General features: G+C 60.9%; 18 protein-coding genes. 15 read left to right on the top strand and 3 right to left on the bottom strand.

Features of this window, described 5'->3' with window-relative positions:
- The first annotated feature begins 321 nt into the window (after positions 1-321).
- From MJO47_RS02370 to MJO47_RS02395, 6 genes are all read left to right on the top strand, one after another.
- A complete protein-coding gene (locus tag MJO47_RS02370; RefSeq protein WP_253959512.1) occupies positions 322-1,350 on the top strand; it encodes an IS110 family transposase in 1,029 nt (342 codons plus the stop codon).
- Between the two features lie 345 nt (positions 1,351-1,695).
- A complete protein-coding gene (locus MJO47_RS02375; RefSeq protein WP_371926640.1) occupies positions 1,696-2,322 on the top strand; it encodes a cation transporter in 627 nt (208 codons plus the stop codon).
- Between the two features lie 135 nt (positions 2,323-2,457).
- Positions 2,458-3,204, top strand: a complete 747-nt coding sequence (locus MJO47_RS02380) for a cyclopropane-fatty-acyl-phospholipid synthase family protein (protein WP_253959514.1) — start codon at positions 2,458-2,460, stop codon at positions 3,202-3,204.
- A gap of 219 nt (positions 3,205-3,423) precedes the next feature.
- On the top strand, positions 3,424-4,134 hold the full coding sequence (locus MJO47_RS02385; RefSeq protein WP_253959515.1) for a ZIP family metal transporter: 711 nt from the start codon (positions 3,424-3,426) through the stop codon (positions 4,132-4,134).
- An 85-nt stretch (positions 4,135-4,219) separates the two neighbouring features.
- Positions 4,220-5,566, top strand: a complete 1,347-nt coding sequence (locus tag MJO47_RS02390; protein WP_253959516.1) for an APC family permease — start codon at positions 4,220-4,222, stop codon at positions 5,564-5,566.
- 59 nt (positions 5,567-5,625) lie between these two features.
- A complete protein-coding gene (locus MJO47_RS02395; RefSeq protein WP_253959517.1) occupies positions 5,626-6,033 on the top strand; it encodes a bacteriohemerythrin in 408 nt (135 codons plus the stop codon).
- A gap of 30 nt (positions 6,034-6,063) precedes the next feature.
- Here MJO47_RS02395 and pcnB read toward each other — a convergent pair whose 3' ends face one another.
- Positions 6,064-7,356: a polynucleotide adenylyltransferase PcnB gene (pcnB, locus tag MJO47_RS02400; protein ID WP_253959518.1), complete on the bottom strand. Its 1,293-nt coding sequence runs from the start codon at positions 7,354-7,356 to the stop codon at positions 6,064-6,066.
- 182 nt (positions 7,357-7,538) lie between these two features.
- Here pcnB and miaA point away from each other — a divergent pair, with 182 nt between their 5' ends.
- From miaA to MJO47_RS02420, 4 genes are all read left to right on the top strand, one after another.
- Complete coding sequence (gene miaA / locus MJO47_RS02405) at positions 7,539-8,444, top strand: tRNA (adenosine(37)-N6)-dimethylallyltransferase MiaA (protein ID WP_253959519.1); 906 nt, start codon at positions 7,539-7,541, stop codon at positions 8,442-8,444.
- Entirely contained in the window at positions 8,441-9,706 is a 1,266-nt protein-coding gene (locus MJO47_RS02410; protein WP_253959520.1) for a glycosyltransferase family 2 protein, read from the top strand. Before miaA ends, MJO47_RS02410 begins: the two co-directional genes overlap by 4 nt.
- An 84-nt stretch (positions 9,707-9,790) precedes the next feature.
- On the top strand, positions 9,791-10,165 hold the full coding sequence (locus MJO47_RS02415) for a PilZ domain-containing protein (RefSeq protein ID WP_253959521.1): 375 nt from the start codon (positions 9,791-9,793) through the stop codon (positions 10,163-10,165).
- Positions 10,166-10,320: 155 nt separating this feature from the next.
- Positions 10,321-11,622: a peptidoglycan DD-metalloendopeptidase family protein gene (locus MJO47_RS02420; protein ID WP_253959522.1), complete on the top strand. Its 1,302-nt coding sequence runs from the start codon at positions 10,321-10,323 to the stop codon at positions 11,620-11,622.
- 64 nt (positions 11,623-11,686) lie between these two features.
- Here the strand turns inward: MJO47_RS02420 and MJO47_RS02425 are convergent, their stop codons facing one another.
- Positions 11,687-12,799 carry a hypothetical protein gene (locus MJO47_RS02425; RefSeq protein ID WP_253959523.1) on the bottom strand — a complete coding sequence of 371 codons (1,113 nt, stop codon included), beginning with the start codon at positions 12,797-12,799 and terminating at the stop codon, positions 11,687-11,689.
- Between the two features lie 164 nt (positions 12,800-12,963).
- Here MJO47_RS02425 and MJO47_RS02430 point away from each other — a divergent pair, with 164 nt between their 5' ends.
- Both MJO47_RS02430 and radC read left to right on the top strand, forming a co-directional pair.
- Entirely contained in the window at positions 12,964-13,287 is a 324-nt protein-coding gene (locus MJO47_RS02430) for a hypothetical protein (RefSeq protein WP_253959524.1), read from the top strand.
- 62 nt (positions 13,288-13,349) lie between these two features.
- A complete protein-coding gene (gene radC / locus MJO47_RS02435; RefSeq protein ID WP_253959525.1) occupies positions 13,350-14,036 on the top strand; it encodes a DNA repair protein RadC in 687 nt (228 codons plus the stop codon).
- Here the strand turns inward: radC and MJO47_RS02440 are convergent.
- Positions 14,000-15,094 carry a hypothetical protein gene (locus MJO47_RS02440; RefSeq protein WP_253959526.1) on the bottom strand — a complete coding sequence of 365 codons (1,095 nt, stop codon included), beginning with the start codon at positions 15,092-15,094 and terminating at the stop codon, positions 14,000-14,002. The genes radC and MJO47_RS02440 overlap by 37 nt on opposite strands.
- A gap of 185 nt (positions 15,095-15,279) precedes the next feature.
- Between MJO47_RS02440 and MJO47_RS02445 the strand changes: the two genes are divergently transcribed.
- From MJO47_RS02445 to MJO47_RS02455, 3 genes are read left to right on the top strand one after another with little or no spacing between them, the layout of a single operon-like run.
- Positions 15,280-17,670, top strand: coding sequence for a DUF3656 domain-containing protein (locus MJO47_RS02445; RefSeq protein WP_253959527.1), 2,391 nt, complete (start codon positions 15,280-15,282; stop codon positions 17,668-17,670).
- Positions 17,671-17,681: 11 nt separating this feature from the next.
- Entirely contained in the window at positions 17,682-19,619 is a 1,938-nt protein-coding gene (locus tag MJO47_RS02450; RefSeq protein ID WP_253959528.1) for an E3 ubiquitin ligase family protein, read from the top strand.
- 25 nt (positions 19,620-19,644) lie between these two features.
- Complete coding sequence (locus MJO47_RS02455) at positions 19,645-20,214, top strand: LemA family protein (RefSeq protein ID WP_253959529.1); 570 nt, start codon at positions 19,645-19,647, stop codon at positions 20,212-20,214.
- The last annotated feature ends 34 nt before the right edge of the window (positions 20,215-20,248 follow it).

The following is a 20,248-nucleotide window of genomic DNA, read 5'->3' on the forward strand; positions in this document are numbered from 1 at the left end:
CAGCCGAAAAGATCGCTGGAGGAAGCCTTAGCGCAATACGACAGGCAGAACTCGCACCCTCAAGTCGCAAATGTAGAGCAAGGATTAGTAGAGTCAGGCAATGTAGAACAAATAGACCGCACTGGATCATGCACTTAAACCGTGCAAGCCAGGGCGAGGGGAAGGGAATCAGGTTATGCGCCCCCGGAGTTGGAGGAAAACTGGGGAGTGTTTGAATGCATAAGTAACGCAAGTGGAAGCCTCCAGGTGGCGGACAGTTCATAATAATGAACGTGCAGGGTCGAATAAATCGCCCCGAGTCAGACCCAAAAGGAGGCTTCCATGAAAAGTATTTACTACATTGGTCTGGACGTCCACAAAAAAACCATTGCCTATTGCATCAAAACCATCAGCGGTAAAACGGTTGATCAAGGGGTCGTGCGGGCCGAGCGCAAGGCACTCCTTGAATGGCTTGCGGGATTGCCAGGCCCTTGGATGGGTGCAATGGAAGCGACGCTCTTTACCGGCTGGATTTACGATTTCCTCAAGTCACATGCTGTTGAGCTGAAAGTTGCGCACCCGGAAATGCTCAAGGCGATCACAGCGGCAAAGAAGAAAAATGACCGGGCCGATGCAGAAAAGTTGGTGGACCTTCTGCGAGTCAACCTCTTACCGGAATGCACAATGATGTCCGAGGAGCTGCGCGAATTGCGGCGCATCCTTCGCTACCGGAACATGGTGGTCCGTACGGCGGTGCAGATGAAGAACAAAATGGCCGGGTTGATGATGGAGGTGGGCGCGACCTATGACAAAAAACGCCTGTATGGGCGGAAATATTTCAACCAATTGATGGAACGTGTTGAAGAGGTTCCCGGCTCGGTCAAAGAGCTGTTACAGCTGAGTCGCAGTAACCTCGAATTGTTCACGGCAATTCAGAAGAAGCTGATCAAGGCCTTGCGGGAGAAGCCTCTGATTCGGGATCGGGTCCAGTGCTTGATGAGCATCGACGGCGTCGGTGAAATTATGGCGCTCACCTGGGTTCTGGAGATAGGCGACCCCACTCGTTTTAACTCAAGCCGGGAAGCGATTAGCTATTGTGGCTTATGCAGCGCCCAGCGGGAATCGGCTGGGAAAAACCACCGTGGACCACTCTCCAAAAAGCGCAACAAGCATCTACAGACAATGCTGATTGAAGCGGCGAAGTTGGCCCCCAAATGGAACCCATACCTGGCCGCTCTGCATGAAAAAGAATTGGCAAAAGGCAATCGCAACCGGGCAACTTTGGCTGTGGCGCGCAAGTTGGTCGAATATTTGCTAGCCGTTGATCGGCGCGGCACCCCCTTCGAGGAGAAACAGCCTCAGGTCGCCTAAGCCATAGTAAAAACGACATAACCCTTGTTCCAAACGATCTTCCCGCCGGGCCTTGCTGATTTAGGGACTACGTGAGCTTTGCTGCACGACATGGGTAGTGTTTCGAGGCCGGCGGGTTGGCCCTAACTCAATCTTCTGCGAAGGGATTTATCCCGGAGGCAGCACATGGATGTCTGGTCGCCGATCGGGCGGACCACAGGAACAGATCAAAAAGGTTGGAAGGTGTGAGGGGTTAGAAAGCTTAAAAATGTCCCGGGAGGATATCCTCGTGGTGCAGGGAAATCTCCGTTTTCCCATTGACTTTACTTATCATGGATGTCCCTAATTTTGAATTTTAGAGGTCATGTGGCGGGTTGTGGGTGTGAAATGGAAGCTCGTAACGAGCAAGAACGAAAAACGCTCTTCATCGTTCTTGGAATCAACGCCTTCATGTTCATCTTCGAGCTGGTGCTTGGTCTGCTTGCTCAATCGACTGGCCTCATTGCGGACTCCCTAGACATGCTGGCAGATGCTTCCGTATATACTATCAGCCTCTATGCTGTTGGGAGGAGCGATGCTCTAAAAAACAAGTCAGCCAAGTTCAGTGGTTTTGCCCAAATATTGCTGGCACTACTGGTGCTAGCTGACGTTCTTCGGCGATTTTTCCTCGGCAGTGAACCCGTCATCGCCCTCATGATGGGAGTTGGTGTCATCGCTTTGGTTGCTAATGCCATTTGCCTCACGCTCATTGCAAAACACCGAGAGGGCGGGGTCCACATGCGAGCGTCATTGATATTTTCCAAAAATGATGTCATTGCCAATATCGGCGTTATCGTGGCCGGCGCCCTCGTTTGGGTGCTGGGTAGTCGCTACCCCGATCTTATCATTGGTTCTGGCATCGCAATTGTCGTTCTCCGTGGTGGCTTCCAAATCTTAAGAGAGGCAGCAGAGCATAAAAATACTGCTTCCTCTGAATCGACCAAAAACACCTAATGGTAAATTCAATATGCAAGCATGGGGCAAAGGGGACAAATTTATTTTGGTTCTAAACCCTTCACCCCACCACCGCTTATTGCGAATTGCGCACCTGAGACCGAATCCATTCACCCCCGTAAGGAGTTTTCCCCATTGGATATTCCACGGATCTTCAACATTACCGAAAGTGCTCACCGCATCCATAACCCGTTCACACCCGAAAAGCTCGCCACTCTGGGCACGGCGCTGCGCCTGGAAGCCGGGACCAGAATACTGGACCTCGGCAGCGGTTCAGGGGAGATGCTGTGCACCTGGGCGCGCGATTACGGGGTCATCGGCACCGGTATCGACCTGAGTCAGCTATTCACCGCGCAGGCGAAACGCCGGGCGGTTGAACTCGGTGTCACCGACCAAGTTACGTTCATTCATGGCGATGCGGCCGGCTATGTCGCGGACGAGAAGGTCGGGGTGGCGGCCTGCCTCGGTGCCACGTGGATCGGCGGGGGCGTCGCCGGCACCATCGCGCTGCTGGCGCAAAGCCTGCGCCCCGGCGGGATCATCCTTATCGGCGAACCCTACTGGCGGCAGCTGCCGCCGACGGAAGAGGTGGCCAAGGGGTGTCTTGCCGGCTCAATCGCCGACTTTCTGCTGTTGCCGGAACTTCTCGCCTCTTTCAGCCGCCTCGGCTACGACATCGTCGAAATGGTTTTGGCCGACAAGGACAGCTGGGACCGTTACGAGGCGGCCAAGTGGCTCACCATGCGCCGATGGCTTGAAGCTAACCCCGACGACACGTTCGCAAAAGAGGTTCGCGCCCAACTGACCTCGGAACCCGCGCGCTACGCCGCTTACACGCGCGAATACCTGGGCTGGGGCGTCTTTGCGCTGATGAAGCGGTGATGTTGGGGAGGATTAACGGTCTTCGCTGGATCACTGGCTGCGTATTCCAAGTTTAACCATAGTTCCCGTACACATTCTTGCCGTCCTCTCCCCAGATGTTAAAGTTCCTCTATGCCCAGTGAAAGGCCCGGGCCGACCACGCAAGCTGGCATCTGATATCGTCGTTTCCCTGCCGCTTACCCCAATTCCGGAGGCCATTCGATACCGATGACCGATGTCATGTCCATCATATGGCTCACCGCGGGCGCGGGCCTTTGCATCCCCGCCGGTGGAGCCATCGCTCGCCTTGAAAAAATACAGCCGCACTGGCTGGAAAACGAGTTCCGTCATGCCTTGATCGCCTTTGGTGGCGGCATCCTTCTGGGGGCGGTAGCGGTGGTTCTCATCCCTGAAGGGCTAGCCCGCCTGGATGAGCCTGTCTATGCGATTCCCATCACGCTGGTCGGTGGTATCCTTTTTTTTGCCATAGAAAGGTTTCTCGGGTTACGTCGAAGGGAATCTCCGCAGCTGATGGGGATGATGCTTGACTATATTCCAGAATCGATCGCCCTGGGCGGGATGGTGGCCCTGCAGTCCCCCGTCGCGCCCTTGCTGGCTCTGCTCATTGGCCTGCAGAACCTTCCTGAGGGATTCAACGCCTACCGGGAGTTGAAGAATATCAACCATTCCAAGCCCGACAAGACTCTCATGGTGATGTTTTCTTTAGTCATGTTGGGGCCTGTCGCCGGTCTTTTCGGATATTTCTTTCTGCATGAGCATGAAGCCATTCTGGCGACCATCATGCTCTTGGCCGCGGGAGGCATACTCTATCTCATCTTTCAGGATATTGCCCCGCAATCGCGCCTGAAAAAGCACTGGGCCCCTCCTTTGGGTGCCGTGTTTGGGTTTTGCCTGGCCTTGTTCAGCAAGGTCCTTTTAGGAGCGGGCTGAACCGTGTAACGCCCAGAAAAAACGGGTTCTTTTTCTTCGTTTCACCGCTGGTCGAAAAGGCTCACACTAAAACAGAGATGAGGTCATGAACAATTCGGAGGATCGCCAAACCGAATACAAAGAAGGCAGTTTGACCCTGATGGGGGCCGTGTCTTTAGGGACAGGGGTTATGATCGGTGCCGGCATATTTGCCCTGACCGGCCAGATGGCGGAGATGACCGGGCCGCTCTTTCCTTTGGCCTTTCTTTCGGCGGCCGTGATCGTGGCGTTCAGCGCCTACTCGTACGTGAAGATGTCCAACGCCTTCCCCTCGGCGGGGGGCATCGGCATGTATCTCCACAAAGCCTATGGCAGCACCTTGCCGACGGCTTTTCACGCCTTGCTGATGTATTTTTCGATGGTGATCGCCCAGAGTTTTCTGGCCCGCACCTTCGGCTCCTATACCGTTCAGCTTATGGAGGCGGGGGACCAGAGCCTGCTCGTTCCGGGACTGGGGATTGGCCTGCTGCTGGTGGCTTTCGTTATCAATTTGTCGGGCAACCGTCTGATTGAAGGGGTGGCTTCTTTTATTGGCCTGGTGAAAATCGGCGGCATTGTTCTCTTCGGGGTCGTCGGCGTATGGCTGGCCGACAGCCTCGCGGTGGATTTCACCCCAGCAACTGCCGCGTCGACGACCTCCGGCTTTCTGGCTGCGACCGCTCTGGGCATTCTTGCCTTTAAGGGCTTTACCACCATCACCAACAGCGGCTCAGAGCTTAAAGACCCCCATCGCAACGTGGGCAGGGCCATTACCATTTCGATTGTCTTGTGCGTGGTTATTTACAGCCTGGTGGGGCTGGCGGTGGCCAGTAACCTTTCAATCAGCGAAATTATCGCCACAAAGGATTATTCGCTCGCGGCGGCGGCCAAGCCGGTTCTGGGCAAGTTTGGCCTCTGGTTCACCGTCGTTTTGGCCATGATGGCCACGGCCGGCGGGATCATTGCCAGCATTTTCGCGGTATCCAGAATGCTGGCCATGCTTACGGAAATGAAACTGGTCCCCCACAGTCACTTCGGCATGCCGGGACCTATCCAGAAACACACCCTGGTCTACACCGTGGTTCTGGGGCTGGTACTGACGGCCTTCTTTGACCTGTCGCGGATCGCCGCCCTGGGCATCATTTTCTACCTGATCATGGATGTCGCGATTCACTGGGGTATCCTGCGCTATTTGCGCCAGGACATCGAGGCCAAGGCCTGGGTGCTGATAACGGCCATTGCCCTCGACCTTGTCGTGCTCGCCGGGTTTGTCTGGTTCAAACTGAAGACGGATGCTCTGGTTGTCGGCGTGGCGGCCGTGGCCATGATCCTGATTCTGGTGGCTGAAAAAATCTTTCTCAGCCGTCAGCCTGCGCCCGCAAGCGAGTCGGATACCGAACAGGAATCGGCCTGAAAGCCTGGGAGCGGGCATAGCAGTAGAATCGAATTTTATTTTTTCACGGGAGGTTAAAAGTGAATCACAATCTCTATATTGTCTGGGACGAAACGAACAATACGGGCATCCCCATCATTGATGAGCAGCACCGGGCCATCATTTCAACCATCAACACACTGCACTATTTCATTACCAACAAAAAGGGAGTTCACGAAATAAACTCCATTATTGTCGTGCTGGATCAATACACGAAATTTCATTTTTCCACGGAAGAAGGAATCATGAAAGATATTGCATTTCCAGACATTTCAGAACACATCAAGTTTCATCATGCGTTGGCTGATGCATCCAAAAAGGTCTCTATTCAGGTAAAAGAGGAGAATGACCCGGAAATTCTTCTCCGGTTTCTGAGGAACTGGTGGCTTAGCCACATCTGCGGTGAAGACCGAAAGTATGCAGACTTCTTGAAGGAAACTCAGAAGTAGCCGTCAGCTGCAACCTCCCTTCCCCTGTCGTTACACTTCGCTTTTGGGTTTGGCCTTGCGGGGCTTCCGCCGACGTCCCCGCCGGCGGCGGTTAGGCGCTTCAGCTGGCCTGGCCTCTTCCTGCTCGGCGGCCTTGGCCAGCGCCTTCTGCCAACTGGCGCCCAGTTCCTGCCCTTCTCCCAGCACTTTGGTCCACAGCATGAAAAGCTCGAGCACCTGCGGGGTAAGGGGATGACGGAGCAGGCGTTGTTCGCCTCGCTTGCCGCGCCCGCGGGCCAGGCGGTAACAGCCGACCAGCAGTTCGCGGGCCAGGTGGCGGATGCCGTGGGCGACATGAAAATAGCCGCAGTGGGGGGACAGCACCAGGTTGGCGATGCGCACGACCTCGGTGATGGGGGCCCCGTCCTCCTGGGGACAGGCCCGCCAGAAGCGGGAGAGGTAAAGGGCGGCCAGAGCGAGGTGCTCTTCGATGGGCTGCCCGGAGGCGGTGCGCGCATCGATCAGGCTCAGCAGGTCGAAGGTATTGTTGTCGGCCTCGAACCCCGCCAGCAGATAAGAGAGCAGCCCCAGGGACTGGGCCTGGCGCAGCACGTCGGCGGCCACCCGGTGCCGGAAGAGCTCCATGAGCTCTTCGCGGATGCGGGCCGGGGCCGCTTCGGCGATAAGGGGCGCCCGGGCATAGATGCCCTCGCGGGTCTGTTCGTCGAGGGAGAAGCCGAGCCGCGCGGCAAACTCGATGGCCCGCAGCATACGCACCGGGTCTTCGGTGAAGCGGACCTCCGGCTTGCCGATCACCCGGATGCGGTGGGCCCGCAGATCTTCGAGCCCGCCGACATAGTCGATGATGGAGAAGTCGGCGATATCGTAGAAAAGGGCGTTAATAGTGAAGTCGCGGCGAAAGGCGTCCTCACAGGGGGTACCGAAGACATTTTCGGCGAAGAAAAAATGATCGTCCGGGTTCTCCGGCAGCTCGTCCTCGCGCGGCAGGCGACGGAAGGTGGCTACTTCCACCAGGCTGTCCCGGCCGAAACGCACATGGGCGAGCCGAAAGCGACGGCCGACGAGAAAACAGTTGCGAAACAGCTTTTTTACCTGGTTGGGCGTAGCGTCGGTGCCGACGTCGAAATCCTTGGGCGTGCGCCCCAGCAGCAGGTCGCGGACGCTGCCGCCGACGAGATAGGCCTTGTGCCCGTGGCTGCGCAGCCGGTAAAGCACCTTGAGCGTGTTTTCGTCGATCTGCTTGCGGGAGATGGTGTGTTCGCTGCGGGGCAGGATGACCGGTGCGGCCGGCTGTCGAGGTATGTTTTCGTGGTCTGGATTCATGAGGGGATCGTTTCCTGGTGTTTGTCTCGCTGGCGCCTGCGGCGCACCGACTGCACAATCTAGCAAAAACTGCCGGAAGTGAAAAGGATTTATCCCGATCCGCACCGGCCGTTGATCTTTGTCGGGAAAAACCTTAGATTAACGGACGCACTAACGATCATTGGCTTGCCACGGAGAGCAGCATGTCCTTCAATCTCGTTGTCATACTCGGGCCCACGGCTTCGGGCAAAACCCGCCTGGGGGTCGAAGTGGCCCGCGCCTTGGGCGGCGAAATCATTTCCGCCGACTCGCGGCAGGTATATATCGGCATGGATATAGGCACCGGCAAGGACCTGGAGGAATACGGCGAGGTGCCCTATCACCTCATCGACCTGGTGCCGCCGGGGCATGAATTCAACGTCTTCGAATTTCAGCGACGCTTCTACCAGGTTTTCACCGAGATTCACGAGCGCGGCGTTCTGCCGATTCTTGTTGGGGGCACCGGCCTCTACCTCGACGCCGTTCTGCGCGGCTACCGGCTGGTGGAAGTCCCAGAAAATCCGGCCCTGCGTCAAAAGCTGGCGCCTCTCGCCACCGAAGCGCTGCAGCAGCGGCTGCTGGAACTGCGGCCTCAGCAGCACAACACCACGGACCTGGAGGATCGTGATCGCCTGATCCGGGCCATCGAAATCGCCGAGGGAGAAGCGGCCGCGGCCGCCACCCTGCCGCCGCCCCCCGACATCCGTCCTCTGATCTTCGGCGTGCGCTGGCCCCGCGAGGTGCTGCGGCAGCACATCACCCGGCGCCTGCGCGATCGGCTGGAGCAGGGGCTGATCGAAGAGGTGGAAAGCCTGCAACAGGCGGGGGTGCCTTTCGAGACGCTGGAGTTCTACGGGTTGGAATACCGCTATGTCGCCCAATACCTGCAGGGGGAACTGAACCGCAACGACATGGTGCAGAAGCTTAACAGCGCCATCCACCAGTTCGCCAAGCGCCAGGAGACCTGGTTCCGCCGCATGGAGCGCCAGGGGACGACCATCCACTGGGTGGACGGCGGTGACAGGTCAGCCGCGGCCATTCTCGCCCGTATCGGAGAAGGCGGGGCATGATCCCTGACAGCATAGGCCGCTACCTGCGCCGCCGGGGCATGGATGGCCCTTGGACGCTGGAAGGGGCGACGGCTCACCTCTTTGCCGGCGCGGTGGTGATTCCCTCCCTGGCCGAAGGCAACCACCTTTTCGCTACCCTGGCGAGTCTGGCCGCCGCCACGCCGCCACCGCAGCCCTGGCTCACCATCGTGGTCGTCAACCATCGCCGCCAGGCGGACCCGTACCGCCAGCAGGTCAACCGGGACGACCTGGCCCGACTCCGCCACAGCGGCGGTTCTTGCTGGGGGCTTCCCCTGGCCTGGGTCGATGCCGCCACCGATGGCCGGGAACTTCCCGATAAGGACGGCGTCGGGCTGGCCCGCAAGATCGGCTTCGATCTGGCCCTGCCCTGTCTGGATTACCGCGGCGCCGCGCCCCTGCTCGCCTCCCTCGATGCCGACACCCTGGTGCGGCCCGACTATTTTCTTGCCCTGCATCGGCATTTTCGCCAGGCTCGGGCGGGGGCCGCCGTCATTCCTTTTTGCCATCAGCCCGCCGACACCCCGGCAGGGCAAGCCGCTATCGACCGCTACGAACTCTATCTGCACCACTATGCCCTGGGGCTCGAGCTGGCCGGCTCGCCCTACGCCTTCTGGACCATCGGCAGCGCCCTGAGCTTTCGGGCGGAGGCCTACGCCCGCATGGGGGGCATGAACCGCCGCCAGGCCGGCGAAGATTTCTACTTTCTGCAGCAGATGGCCAAAACGGCCGGGGTCGCCCGCCTGCACGGCACCGAGGTGTATCCTTCTCCCCGCCTCTCCGATCGCACCCCTTTCGGCACCGGGCCGACCGTCGGCCGTCTGCTGGCCGGCGAGCAAGAGGCCGTGCGATTCTACCACCCGGAGTGTTTTCGGCTGCTGGGTCGTTGGCTGGAGCTGGTCGGCAGCGCGTTGGTGCACCCAGCGACCGAAGTTCTGGCGCAAGCCCGCCGCCTCTCGAACGATCTGGGCGATTTTCTGGACGGTAACGACTTCGGCTCGGTGTGGGAGCGGCTGCAACAAAACCATCCGCAGCCGGACGGTTTTCGGCGGGCTTTTCACGGCTGGTTCGACGGGTTGAAAACGTTGCAGCTTATCCATTGGATGAGTGATCGCCGGTTCGGCCGTCTGGCGCCGCAGGCAGCCCTGCCTCCCCTGCTGGCCTGGGCCGGATTGACGCCTGCCGACCACTCCGCAGCGCAGCTTGCCACCCTCAGGCGTCATCTGGCCGGCACCTCGACTTAAAAAATCTAAATTTTCTTTGAATTTTAACGGTTTTTTTAATATATTGCCGGTTTAAGAAAATGACCTTCACTGATTGAGGCTCTTATGGGACAGGAAATAAGCGACCAACCGGTACGGGAAAAAGCCGACCCGAGGAAAACCCTGCGTTCCCCGCTGATCGCCCTGCGCGTTCGCATGGATGATGGACAGAAGTCCTTTTTCGGCTATACCAAGAATATCAGTCGCAGTGGCATTTTCATCGGCACCGTCAACCCCCGGGAGCCCGGCAGTCAATTCCGGGTGGAGATCCCCCTGCCCTCGCCGTTGAACCGAACGGTCGAGTGCACCTGCGAAGTCGTCTGGAAGCGCCACTTTACCAAAGGGGCTCCCTACGAACCCGGCATGGGTCTCCGGTTTACCGACCTGCCGGAAGAAATCGCCAACGCCATTGACACCTGGATCGACAGCCAGGGGGGTTAGTTAGCCGTTTTACCCCTCACCTCTCTCCCCGCTTCAGGGCCTGGCGCAAATCGGAGGCAGCTAAAAGCCGATCGACCCGTTCCGGACCAACGCGACAACATCCACCGTCCACCTCATTTCCTGCCTTCACCCGCAACCCGCAACTGGAGTTTTCCGTGAAAAAATCGTCATTACTCGTTATTTTGCTGTTGGTCGCCGTCGGCGCCGGCGCATTCTACTACTTCCGCGACACCAGTGCCCCGGCTGTCACCCTTTCCCCTGACAGCGGCGCCGTCTCTCCCGCCCGTCCCCTCGAGCTGCATCTTGAAGACCCCGGGGCCGGCATCCGGGAGCTGACCGTCGCGCTGCTGCAGCAGGGCGGCGCCCATACCCTGCTGAGCAAAAGCTATCCAGCCGGCACGCGTATGATCCGGGAGGATTTGGACCTCGCCGCGGCCAACCTGGCGGAAGGAGCATTCGAAATCCTCATCACCGCCGGGGATCATGCCGTCTATCATTTCGGCAAAGGCAATCGGGTCGAGCAGAGCTTCTCCTTTACCTTCGACCGGACTCCGCCTCTGGCCACCGTGATCAGCACCGGTCACAATTTCGTGCAGGGCGGCGTGTCCCTCGTCACCTTCCGTCTCGCCGAAGAGGTCAGCCAGGCCGGTATCGTCGTTGCCGATCGCTTCATCCCGGCCCACCGCCAGGATTCCGGACTCTATGCCTGCCTCGTGCCTTTTCCCAACGATTTGCCCGAAAAGGATTTCGTCCCCCGCATACAGGCCGTCGATCTGGCCGGCAACGAAGCAATGACCGGCATCTTCTACCGGGCCAAGGAGCAGACCTTCCGGCAGCGCCGCATCAACATCGACGACCGCTTCCTGCAGGCCAAAACCCCTGAGTTCCAGGCCCTGGTGCCCGAGGGCGGCACGCCGGTGGAGATCTTTCTGGCCGTCAACCGCCAGCTGCGCCAGAGCAACCGGGAAAAACTGACCGAATTCGCCGGGCAGACCTCGGCCGCCCCCCTGTGGGAAGGCGTTTTTCTCCGGCAACCCCAGTCGGCCACCCTCGCCCTGTTCGGCGACCGCCGCAGCTACTACTACAACGACCAGAAGATCGACAGTCAGATTCACCTCGGCATCGACCTCGCCTCCGTCGCCCAAGCCCCGGTTCATGCCGCCAATTCCGGGCGCGTGGTTTTTGCCGGTTACCTGGGGATCTATGGCCAGTGCGTCATCATCGATCACGGCCTCGGCCTGCAGACCCTGTACGGCCATCTGAGCAAAATTGACGTGGCGCAGGATGAGACCGTGAGCAAAAACCAGGTTATCGGCAACACGGGCCTGACCGGCATGGCGGGAGGGGATCACCTGCACTTCGGCGTCGTCGTGGCCGGCGTGCCGGTCAATCCCATCGAATGGTGGGATGCCCAATGGCTGAAGAACAACGTCGATTCCCGCCTGGCGACTCCCTGAGTCCCGGCGGGGAATACACGAAAACAAGGGCCTGGTCGCCGCAGCGATCAGGCCCTTTGTGGTTCTAGCGGATGTGCACGGGGGCGAAACCTCCCCCCGGTGTGCGCATATTGGTCACCTGCCCCTGGTAGAGTCGCGCCGTCACGCCAAGGACGCGATCGCGATAGACATAGAGGCGGAAATCCGTCTTCAGCATGGCGTCACCGCTGGCGGTAAGGGACGGTTCGACCAGGCGCTGCACGAGGGTCTGCTCCGGCTCGAGCTGGTCAAAGCGGCTGCGGGATATCTTGCGGCCCAGCAGCACGCCGCGGCTGCCGAAACGGTCGACGGGCTTGAACACCCACTCCTTGCGCTCCTGCCACAGAGAATCAGGGGCCATGGCCGCCATCAGCCGGCTTTCGGGCACCGTCTCCGCCAGCAGGTCGAGGACCGCCGGGGAAACCCCGAGGGAGGCAATGGCCTCCCGGTCCGTCCACAGCGCCAGCCGACGCTTGTCGGCCAACAGACCATAGACATGGGGGTTGGGGGAGAGGCAGACCTTGCGGGCCAGATAGGCGGCGCGGAGACCGGCCATGGGCTCGCTCTCCAGGTAGAAATCGCAATGCCGGTTGTAGATGAAGTCCACCGGCTTGCCGTCATGAAAGACGCCCTCGCCCCCCCCCTGCAATTCCTGCGGATCGGCAATCAGCGCCGGAATGCCCCAGCGCGTGAAAAGCTCACGAAACGCCAGCATCTCGGGATAGAGAAACTGCTCGGCCGGTTGCTCGTCGACGATAACGAGCCGCCGGGGCAGCTGCTGGCGGCCAGCGCTGAAAGCGGCCATTTCGCGCAAAAAGGATTGGCGCAGCTGTTCTTCCAGCCGTCGCGGCAGCGCCAGGGTTCCCGGCGCTTCACCGGAGTGATGGGCCCGGTGGGCGAGCAGCCCGCCGCCGGCATTGGTATTGACCTCGATGAGGCTGGGCACTACCCCGGTCACATGAAAGTCGAACCCCATCATCACCGCGTCGTGCCCCGGGTCGAAGCGGGCGACCTCGGGCAGCAGGGGCGAAAGACTGTCTCGGTAACGCCGGTTGCGGCTCAGGACGAAAAGCGTCTTCACCAGGCGTATCATACTTTTTAAGGCGGGGCGCGGCAGGGTGACCGGTGTCCCGCTGACCGCTTCTTCGAAACCGCTCATCCTTCCTCCATCCAGTCAGGTGCAGGCGGTCATCATGCCACACTCGCGGCCTTTTGCAAATGGCCGGCGGGGCCAGCATTGACAAAGATGACACCTGGCGTAAAATTCTTTGCATCTTTGAGCAACACGATCGTCAACTCATCCGGCAAAGGAAACGGTCCTCCATGAAATATACCTGCCTGATTCTGTTCGTCCTCATTCTGGGTCAGACCCCGGCCTTCGGCGCCAAGCAGATGGAAAATCTCGGCGCCATCACCCCGACGACAGTCGATGATTTCCACAAGGTCATCGATAACCGCTGCGGCATCTGCCACTCCCGCGAGCGCGTGGATGTGGCCATTGCCCAGCGTCGGTCCCTCGAAAAACTGCAGCAGCAGATGATCGAGCGGGGAGCGGTTCTCGACCCCCGCGACAAAGAAGTGCTGGGCACCTTCTGGGGCCGCCCCTTCGCGGGCGAGGACAAACCCGCCCCGCAACCGGTCCATTAGCCCTGCCGCCGTCTTTTTACCGCCAACACGCCAGCCTCGCGGCCACTTCCCTCTGGACTGTCATGCATCAGATCAAAAACTGGCCCGCCGACGAGCGGCCACGGGAGAAGCTTCTGCACAAAGGGCCCGAAGCCCTGAGCGATGCCGAACTTCTCGCCCTCATCCTGCGCACCGGCGACGCCTCCAGCCGCTGCAGCGCCCTTGACCATGCGCGCCAGCTGCTGGCGCGTTTCTCCACCTTACGCAGCATGGCCCAGGCTTCAGTGACGGAGCTGTGCGAACTCAAGGGAATCGGCCCGGCCAAGGCGGCCGAGCTCAAGGCCGTCTTCGAACTGGCCCGCCGCTTCGCCGCGGCGCCTTTGCAGCCCGGGGAAAAATTCAGCTGCGCCGAAGAGGTCTTCCAGCATTTTCACGAGCGCCTGCGGGATCGGAAAAAAGAGGTTTTTCTGACGGTGCTGCTCGACAGCAAGAACCGGGTGATCCGTGAAATCCAGGTTTCGGAAGGGAGTCTCTCGGCCAGCATTGTCCATCCCCGGGAGGTCTTCGCTCCGGTGGTGCGGGAATCGGCGGCGGCCCTTCTGCTGGTGCACAATCACCCCTCCGGCGACCCCTCCCCGAGCCGGGAAGATCTCGACATCACCAGCCGCCTCCGCAGCGCCGGCGAACTCATGGGGGTCAGGGTGCTCGATCACATCATCATCGGCAATGGCACCTATGTCAGTCTGGCCGACCGCGGCCTCATGTCCTGACCCACTTCGGCGTACTCGAAAAAGCTTTTCTGCGGCAGGCGCACTTCCTGCTGCAGGAGCAGGTCATTGATCTCGGCCGGTCCGTAATATTCGGCTTCGGCGGCGCGGCCGTGGGGCAGCAGGAAGCCGAACTGGGGCACAAAGGTGTTGCGCTTGACCGAATGATCCAGAGTCAGCCCGGCGATGGCCAGAATGTTGCGCTCGCCGCTGTCGAAGGAATCGGTCAGGTAGGAGGCCAGCCGGTGAAACTGCCGCCAGGTGTTGATGTCGGCAAGGCGGCGGTGGGGGCGTTCGGAGGTCACGATGTCCGGCAGGAAATCGAAGACGGTCACCTCCAGCATCGCCTTGATGTCCTGGCTCTGCGGATCAAGGGCACGACTGAAGACAAAATATTCGGCGCCGAGCAGGCTGCCGATGGCTTGGGGCTCGGCGCCCAGGCCAGCCAGCACCACTTCGTTTTTTTCCACGAAGGCCGGATGCAGGCGGTAGACCTTGCCGTGACTTGAATCCCGCAGGGCTTCGCCGTCCACCAGGCGACGCAGATGCAGGACGATGCGGGCCTCATCGCTCTGACCGTGCCGAAAGAGATATTTGTAGGGGATCTCAACCTTGAGCCCGCCGACCCCGCGAAAGAGGCGGATGGAGGCGGCCGCCCGCCGGTAGATGACCAGATAGCCTTCCAGCAAACGATAGAGCGCGCTGCAGCAGGGGGCGACCTCGCCGTGAATCCGTTCGACATAGCCGATGCCCTCTTCCTCCCGGATGCCATGATGGCTGCCGCCCAGGATGACAAGATCCTGGCCGTGATGGGAGGCCGGCACCAGGCGCTGGGGATCGAGCAGTCCGCCGACGCGGCCGAGGTTGAAGACCGGACAGTCAAAGACATAGCCGAACAGGGCCTTCTTGATCCCCTGGCTTTCGTCCGAGCACTGCCAGACGGCAGGCAGAATCTGGCGGAACCCTTTATGGGCGGCGAGAGCGTTCATGCGGCCATAAAGTTCCATCAGTTCCATGGGGGACTGGTGCAGAAAGGGTTCGGCAGGGGGGGATATCGGCATGACTCGTCTCCTTTTTCAGGAAGAATAACACTGTTATACCAAGGATGCCAGGCCTAACCTCCCGATTAACCGCTTGAATTGCTGACCGAGATCATGATATTTTACCTTTCGACACACCTCACCAGGCCGGGGGAAACCAACCCGGCTTGTTTTTTTCCAGCAACCGCCAGACCGTGGATAAACCTGTGACCTCACCGATCGTGCCCCCCGCCGCCAAAACCCGACCCGAACTCTTGTCCCCCGCCGGCAGCCTGGAGGCCTTTTTCGCCGCCATGGAAGCGGGCGCTGACGCCGTCTATGCCGGCCTGCGCGATTTTTCCGCCCGCGCCAAGGCGCGCAATTTCACCCTCGGCGACATGGAGAGGATGCTGGCCTACGCCCATGGGCAGGGGCGCAAGGTCTATGTCACCCTCAATACCCTGGTCAAAGAGACGGAACTGCCGCAACTGGTCGACACCCTGAGCGCCCTGGAGGCCATGGGCATCGACGCCGTCATTCTGCAGGATCTGGCCGTGTGGCGTCTGGCCCGCGAGCACTTTCCCGGTCTGGAGCTGCACTCTTCCACCCAGATGACGGTGCACAACGCCGCCGGCGTCCGCATGCTCGAACGCATGGGCTTTACGCGGGCGGTGCTGGCTCGGGAGCTGAGCCTGGCCGAGATCACTGCCATTCGCGCCCAGACCAGCATGGAGCTGGAGCACTTCATCCACGGTGCCCTCTGCTTCTGCTTTTCGGGCCAGTGCTATTTCTCCTCCTATCTCGGTGGCAAAAGCGGCAACCGCGGGCGCTGCGCCCAACCCTGCCGGCGCCGCTACCGCTATCGCCAGCAGGAGGGCTACTACTTCTCCACCAACGACCTCTCCGCCATCGATCTGCTGCCGGAGCTCACCGAGGCGGGCATCATCAGCCTGAAGATCGAGGGACGCATGAAGAGCGCCGAGTACGTCTCCAACGTGGTGTCTGCCTACCGCCTGGCCCTGGACGCGACCCCCGCCCAGCGGGCCGAAGCGGTGCGCCAGGCGAAGGAGCATCTCAAGGCCTCCTTCGGCCGCAACCCGACCAAGGGCTTTCTGCCCGGCGGCATCCCGCACGACATCGCCATCCCCTCCGTCAAGGGGGCCACGGGCCGCTTTCTCGGCGAAGTCAGCCAGGTCAAAGGGGGAACCATCTCGTTCAAGACCCGCGACCGTCTTCATATCGGCGACCGTCTACGCATTCAGCCCAAAACAGACAAAGCGGGCACGGCTTTCACCATCAAGGAACTCCAACAGGGACGCCGGGCAGTCAAGAAAGTGGCGGCGGGCACCTTTGTCTCCGTGCCTTCCCCCTTTGAAAACACCTTCAAGGCGGGGGACGCCGTTTTCAAGGTCTCGTCCGAACAGGCTTTCACCCTGAGCGAAGCCGCCTGCCGCCGCAAGCTGGAGCAGGCCGGCCCTGTTCTCGACAAGGTCGACCTGACCGTCTCTCTGGCGGCAGCTCGCCTGACCCTGCGCGCCCAGGTCGGCGACTTCGACCTGGAGCAGAGCTTCCCCGTCGAAACCTTTGCCGCCGAAGAAAGTCCCCTCAGCCACCAGACCCTGGAGGCAGTTTTCGCCAAATGCGGTCCGGAGCCTTTCCAGCTGGGCGAGCTTGCCACCGGCGAGCTGCCGCCGGTGATCATCCCGCCCAGCCAGCTCAAGCAGATCCGCCGCGATTTCTATCAGCAGCTCGCCCAGGCGCTGCGCCGTGAACGTCAGACCCGGCAGAACCGCCGGCGTCAGGCCGCCCTCGCTGCCCTGCTGCCGGCCGGACCGCCCCTGCAGGAACGACGCCAGCTCACCCTGGGCTTGCGCGATCCGCGGGATATCGGCTTGCTCCTCGACCCGGACGTGGACCGGGTCATGCTGCCGCTGACCCCGTCCAACGTCAACCAGCTGCGCCTCGGCAAGGGCCTGAGCGGCAAAGAAGACCGCATTATCTGGGATATCCCTTTTGTGCTGCTGGGAAACCAATGGGACGATACCCGCAAAGCCATCAAGATCCTGGTCAGCCGCGGCTTCAGCCATTTCAGCCTGGGCAATCTCGGGCATTTTCCGCTTTTTGACGGGCTCGACGGCCTGCATCTGCACGCCAGCTACCGCCTCTTCAGCCTGAACAGCCAGGCTATTCTCGCCTGGCGTGAGCTGGGGGCCGAGGAAGTGTCCGTCTATATCGAGGACGACCGGGACAACCTGGCCGAACTGCTGGCGCGAGACACGGGCGTTTCCGCCGCCGCCACCGTCTATACCCGCGTCCCCCTTATCACCTCGCGCATTCCGATCCGCTCGGTGCGCGCCGATCAGCCGGTGCTTTCCGACCGCGGCGACACCTACCGGGTCGACCAGCGCGGCGGCCTTACAGTTCTCTCCTCCACCGTCGACTTCTCGCTGCTCGGGCAGCTGGATGTTCTGCAGTCCCTGGGCTGCCACCGTTTTATCGTCGACCTCTCCCACCTGGGCCCCCACTCTCCCGAAGGCAAAAAAGTGCTGCAGGTGCTCAAAAAGGGGGGAGAGGTGCCGGGAACCTCTTCCTTCAACTTCGAGCAGGGCCTGGAATAGGAGCGGGGGCCATGCCAGGCACGTCGGAATATCTTCTCCTCGTCGAAAAGACCGCCGTCGAGCCGGAGGGGCTGGCAGATGTCCTCCGCTTTTTGTTGGCGCAGTACGGACTCGACAGCTATCAGGCCCGCCAGCGCCTGCTCGGCGCCGGCAAAGCCCTGCTGGCCCGGGGTGACCACGACCGCCTGACCGCCATGGCCGCGCCTCTGCAGCAGGCGGGTGTCGCCGTCTGGGTCGTGCAGCCAACCCGACCCACCTTCGCGCCCGCCCGGGTGCGGGAGATCCGCCTTACCCCGGAGACCCTTTATTTCACAACCGAAAAAGGCACGACCGCGCTGCCCCGGGGAGCCACCGTCCTGGCTGTGCTGGCCGACCTAAGCGGCACCCTGGCCAAACGCCACATCAAGAACCTCTTGGCCCAAAACGCCTACCGCGGCCAGGAGCACATCGTCCCTCTCGATTCCCGCCAACACTATCGCATCATCCTGCGGGCCCAGCCTGTACTCGACGTCTACCTGTTGGATGACGACGGGCGGATCGCCGAAGCCCTGCGTTTTGTACCCGGGCGCTTCAACCCCCAAGGGCTGGGTGAGCGGGCGGGCCTGAGTGGGGCGGAAAACCTCCATCAGCTGGTTCAGCTTTTGCGCCGCCAGACCGACGACTTTACCCTGAACACCGAATTCGGCCTGGCCCAGCTCCCCGGCTGTCTGCTCGACGAAACGAAACTCGGCGAAAAAGCGTCACCGGAGAATCTCAACCGGCTCACCCTCTTCGGCTGGCGCCTGGCCGATCTGCGGCGGGCTCAGGCCGAGGCGAAACCAGGCAAACCCGAACCGGAGGCAGGAGTCGCCCCCCTGCTGGCGGCCGTCGCCGGCGTAACGAAGATGGACGAGGCGGCTGCCGAAACGGAGCCCACGACGGCACCCAACCCTTCCTCCTGGCGGGGCCTGCCGCCCCCACCGCCGGATACCCGCCAATCGCGGCACTTTTTCACGCGGCCCATCGCGGTCTTTTTTACCATGGCGGCCGTCGGCGCTGGTTTCGCCCTGCTTATGGGGCATAACAACCGGCTGCTGGGCGAATTCTTCCGCCAGGGGATCAGAACCGGCGTGCTGCCAGCCCTCCTTTCCGCCATTCTGCTGGCGAGCGGCTTTCATTTCATCCGCCTCAAGCGTCTGCTGGAAAACACCCCCACCAGCCGCATACGCTCCCTGGCCCTGGGAATGGTCGAGGTCCACGGTCGCGCCCGGCGGCGCTATGCCCTGGTCTCCCCCATGACCCAGTCCCCCTGCGTCTATTACCGCCTGAAAAAATACCGGCGCGACGATCGTAACCACACCTGGAACCTGGTGAGCACGCAGGACAGCGGCTACGTCCCTTTTCTGCTCGACGACGGCAGCGGCCGCGTCATCATCGACCCCCAGGGCGCTCGCGTGCGGCCCAAGTCGAGCCAGGAAGGCTACCCCGGCCAGACGAGCCTGCTCGTGCGGGGCAAGGACCCCGATGAAAAATGGGTGGAGGAGTTGATTCACGAGGGGAGCCCGGTCTATATTCTCGGACAGGCCTACCAGGAGCGCTCCCCGGCACCGACCCTGCGGGAACGCACCCGCGCGATTCTGCAGGGCTATAAGCAGGATGCGGCGAAACGGCAGCAGTTCGATAAAAACCGGGACGGCCATCTCAGCCCGGACGAATGGGACGAGGCGCGGCAGGCCGCTGAAGAAGAGGCCCTGCACCAGGCGCTTCATGCCACCGACAGCCGCGGGCGGGGCACGGTGATTATCGGCCGCGATCCGCACCGCCGCCTGCCCTTCATCATCGCCGAAACACCCTCGGAGGCGCACCTGACCCGCAACTACGGCCTGACCGCCATTCCCCTTTTCCTCGCCGCCGTGGCGGCGGCTTTCTGGTCTCTGACTCGGCTGGTCCCGCTACTGACCGGCCCTTAACCTTCCCTTTCACGAGGAGATACTTATGACAGGCTGGATCGTTTTCGCCGCTTTCCTGCTCATTCTCGCGGCCCTGATTCTGTACGCCGTGGTCCTGTACAACGGTTTTATTCACCTGAAAAACACCATCGACAAGGCCTGGAGCAATATCGACGTGCTGCTCAAACAACGCTTCGACGAACTGCCCAAGCTCATCAAGGTCTGTGAAGGCTACATGCAGCACGAGCAGAAGACCCTGGAAGAAGTCGTCAAGGCCCGCTCGGCCATCAACAACGCCGGCAGCGACCAGGAGAGGATGGGAGCCCAGAACGCCCTGACCGAGACCCTGCGCTCCCTCTTCATGGTGGTGGAACGCTACCCCGACCTCAAGGCCGATGTCGCCTTCCGCAATCTCGGCGCCCGCATCAGCGACCTGGAGGACCAGATCGCTGACCGCCGCGAGCTGTACAACGAGTCGGTCACCTTCTACAATATCCGCCTCGACCAGTTTCCCGACCTCGTCATCGCCCGGCTTTTCCACTTCACCACCCGCCCCCTCTGGCAGATAGACCCGGCCCACCGGCAGGATGTTCAGGTCGTTTTTGCCCACCACTAAAGGGAAGGGCGGTGGTGCTGACCCCGCTCTTCAT

This window comes from Desulfuromonas sp. KJ2020, assembly GCF_024197615.1.
In the GTDB taxonomy this organism is placed as follows: Bacteria; Desulfobacterota; Desulfuromonadia; order Desulfuromonadales; family SZUA-540; genus SZUA-540.